General features: G+C 58.3%; 4 protein-coding genes. 2 read left to right on the top strand and 2 right to left on the bottom strand.

Translation table 11 applies throughout. From position 1 onward, the window contains the following. Positions 1–1,032, top strand: a 1,032-nt coding sequence (gene proB / locus WCG50_RS18395; RefSeq protein ID WP_336901050.1) for a glutamate 5-kinase, incomplete at its 5' end; no start/stop codon positions are given. Between the two features lie 48 nt (positions 1,033–1,080). Here the strand turns inward: proB and WCG50_RS18390 are convergent. Continuing rightward, positions 1,081–1,578 carry a CNP1-like family protein gene (locus WCG50_RS18390; RefSeq protein ID WP_336901049.1) on the bottom strand — a complete coding sequence of 166 codons (498 nt, stop codon included), beginning with the start codon at positions 1,576–1,578 and terminating at the stop codon, positions 1,081–1,083. Continuing rightward, positions 1,568–2,209 (bottom strand): RNA pyrophosphohydrolase, encoded by a 642-nt coding sequence (locus WCG50_RS18385; protein WP_336901048.1) that lies wholly within the window; start codon positions 2,207–2,209, stop codon positions 1,568–1,570. Before WCG50_RS18385 ends, WCG50_RS18390 begins: the two co-directional genes overlap by 11 nt. 91 nt (positions 2,210–2,300) lie before the next feature. On the opposite strand from WCG50_RS18385, the gene proS reads away from it, so the two are divergent. Then, a partial coding sequence (proS, locus tag WCG50_RS18380; RefSeq protein WP_336901047.1) for a proline--tRNA ligase occupies positions 2,301–3,448 on the top strand: 1,148 nt, incomplete at its 3' end.

Below are 3,448 nucleotides of genomic sequence, written 5' to 3'. Positions count from 1 at the left end.
GCCATCGGCGAATGGTGCCGTCAGATGTCGATTCTGGTGCGTGGTGGGCGCGAGGTCATCATGGTCTCCAGCGGTGCCATTGCCGAGGGCATGAAACGTTTGGGTTGGGCCACACGGCCCCAAGCCATCCATGAACTTCAGGCTGCCGCAGCCGTGGGTCAAATGGGCTTGGCCCAGATGTACGAAACCAAATTGCGTGAAAACGGGCTGGGCAGCGCGCAGGTGCTCCTCACCCACGCAGATTTGGCCGACCGCGAGCGTTATCTCAACGCGCGCTCCACCCTGCTGACCCTGATCAAGCTGGGGGTGGTGCCGGTCATCAACGAAAACGACACCGTGGTCAATGACGAGATCAAGTTTGGCGACAACGACACCTTGGGTGCGTTGGTGGCCAACCTGGTCGAAGCCGATGCGCTGGTGATCTTGACTGACCAACAAGGTCTGTTTACCGCCGATCCACGCAAAGACCCGTCGGCCCAATTTGTCCATGAAGCTAAAGCCGGTGATCCCGCGCTGGAGTTGATGGCGGGTGGTGCTGGCTCAAGTCTGGGCCGTGGCGGCATGATCACCAAAATTTTGGCGGCCAAGCGGGCGGCGGGCTCGGGCGCCTCCACCGTGATCGCCTGGGGCCGTGCGCCCGATGTCTTGGTGCGCCTGACCCAAGGCGAGGCCATCGGCACACTGCTGGTGGCACAAACTCAAAAAACGCAAGCTCGCAAACAGTGGATTGCCGACCACCTTCAGTTGCGTGGTTCCGTCACCGTGGACAGCGGGGCGGTCGCCAAAGTTCGCGACGAAGGTAAAAGCCTGTTGCCGATTGGCATGACCTCGGTTGAGGGCGATTTTTCACGCGGTGATGTGATTGCCATTCGAGATGCTCATGGTACTGAAGTGGCGCGCGGACTGGCCAATTACGCCAGCGTCGAGGCCCGGCTGATTTGCCGCAAACCTTCCAGCGAGTATGAAAAGCTGCTGGGCTACGCGGCCGAGCCTGAGATGGTGCACCGTGACAATCTGGTGCTGACCCGGTAAGAATAGCCCCACTTTTAGCTTGCGGGGCTTTGCCTGCCAAGTTTGAAGTTAGCGCGTCAAACCTGGCCGGGAATCCTTGAGTGCTTTGACAATGGCGTCAACAGAGCTTGCCGCAATCGACGAACTTTCGCAGACCCCTTGGTTGGCCAGTGCCAGTGCATGGCGGGAAGGCGCATTCTCATTCAAACCCCGCCACTGCGGGTCTTGAACCGGCGACCACTTGCCGCTGGATGAAAAACGGGCATACGTTTTGACTTCTCCCGTAGCGCAACGAATGCCTTCATACATGGCACTGATGGAGCCACTCGCGTTGGAGGCGACCACCACATAACGCACGATGCCATCTGGCGTAATAACCAAGGTGGCTGGATCAACGCCAAACTGCAAAGTGACATAGCGTGGCATGTCGAGCGCAAGCAAGCGGTCTTTGTTGAAAGTCGGCGCTGGTGGTGCTTCGCTTTCTTGCCAGTCAAGCTTTTCTTCCTGGGCTGAAACGCCAAACGCCAACAGCGTCAAGGTCAGCCATACAAGCTTGTTAAATTTCATTTGTTTTCTGGTTCAAGTCCGGGCCATAGCCCGTCTGGGGATCGGGCTCGAAAGAGCCTCCGGGCGGTAATTCTAAGCTCGCGCCAGGCATGGCTTCCTGCTCCAAATCCTGTTCGTGCGGACGCAAACCCTGTCGCAAGAACCGGTTTCTGTGTTCGTTTCGTGGCAAATAACGGGCCAACTCAGTCAGTGCCATTTCGTAAACGCCGCGTTTGAACTCCACAACGGCGTCCAGCGGAACCCAATAATCGTTCCAACGCCAGGCATCGAACTCGGGGTGGTTGGTGGCGCGCAGGTTCAAATCCCAGTCGTGACCCACCAGTTGAAGCAAGAACCAGATCTGTTTCTGGCCTTTGTAAAAGCCGCGCGCATCGCGGCGAATAAATCTGTCCGGCACCTCGTAGCGCAACCAGTCTCGGGTGCGGGCAACGATGCGAATATGCTCCCGAAGGAGCCCCGTCTCTTCATGGAGTTCACGCACCATGGCTTGCTCGGGGGTTTCACCCCGATCAATGCCACCCTGCGGAAACTGCCAAGAGTGTGTACGAATTCGCTTGCCCCAGAACACCTGATTTTTCTGGTTGAGCAGGACGATGCCGACGTTCGGCCTAAAGCCGTCACGGTCAAGCATAATCAAACCCCAATTTTTAAACTTCGTCCATTATGCACAGCAAGCGCGGTGCAACAAGGGGCGAAGCCCTCTCTTATTTCCTGAGTACGCCATGAAAGCATCCCAATTCTTTATCTCCACCCTCAAAGAAGCGCCAGCGGACGCCGAGGTGGTCAGCCACAAGCTGATGATGCGTGCCGGCATGATCAAAAAACTCGGCGCGGGCATTTACAGCCTGATGCCAATGGGCCTGCGCGTGGTGCGCAAGGTGGAGGCCATCGTGCGCGAAGAAATGAACCGCGCTGGTGCTGTCGAACTCAGCATGCCGGTGGTGCAACCGGCTGAACTGTGGGCCGAGACTGGCCGTTTTGAGAAAATGGGACCCGAGATGCTCCGCATCAAAGACCGCCACGGTCGTGATTTTGTGATTCAGCCCACCAGCGAAGAGGTGGTGACCGACATCGCGCGCCAGGAAATCAAAAGTTACAAGCAACTGCCCAAAAACTTTTACCAGATTCAAACCAAGTTCCGCGACGAGCGCCGCCCCCGTTTTGGCCTGATGCGCGGGCGCGAATTCATCATGAAAGACGCCTACAGCTTTGACCGTGATCAAGCGTCTGCCAAGGCCAGCTACCAGGTGATGGCCGGGGCCTACCGCAAAATTTTTGACCGATTTGGCCTGACCTACCGCGCTGTGGCCGCCGACAGCGGTGCCATTGGGGGCGATTTGAGCGAAGAGTTCCAGGTGATTGCCGCCACCGGCGAAGACGCCATCGTCTATTGCCCCACCAGCGACTACGCCGCCAACATGGAAAAAGCCGAGGCCCTGGCACCGGTCGGCCCCCGCGCAGAGGCGGCGCTCGCCATGACCAAAACCGCGACCCCTGGCAAAAGCACCTGTGCCGATGTGGCCGAGTTGCTGGGCCTGCCCCTGCAAAACACCGTCAAATCGCTGGTGCTGGCCACCGACACCTTGAGCAAAGAAGGCGAAGTCGTTAAAACCCAGGTCTGGCTGCTGCTGCTGCGCGGCGACCACGACATGAACGAAGTCAAGGTCGGCAAATTGCCCGGCCTCGATGCCTTCCGTTTTGCCACCGTTCCTGAAATTGAAGACCACTTTGGCTGCAAGCCCGGCTACCTCGGCCCGATCGGTCTGTTGAAGCCGGTCAACCTGGTGGTGGACCGCGATGTGGCCGTCATGAGCGACTGGATTTGCGGTGCCAACGAGCCCGACTTTCACATCACCGGCGTCAATTGGGG

The organism is Rhodoferax sp. (assembly GCF_037143375.1).
Lineage (GTDB): Bacteria > Pseudomonadota > Gammaproteobacteria > Burkholderiales > Burkholderiaceae_C > Rhodoferax.
The sequence above is the reverse complement of the archived record's forward strand: the minus strand, read 5'-3'. Positions and strand labels throughout refer to the sequence as shown.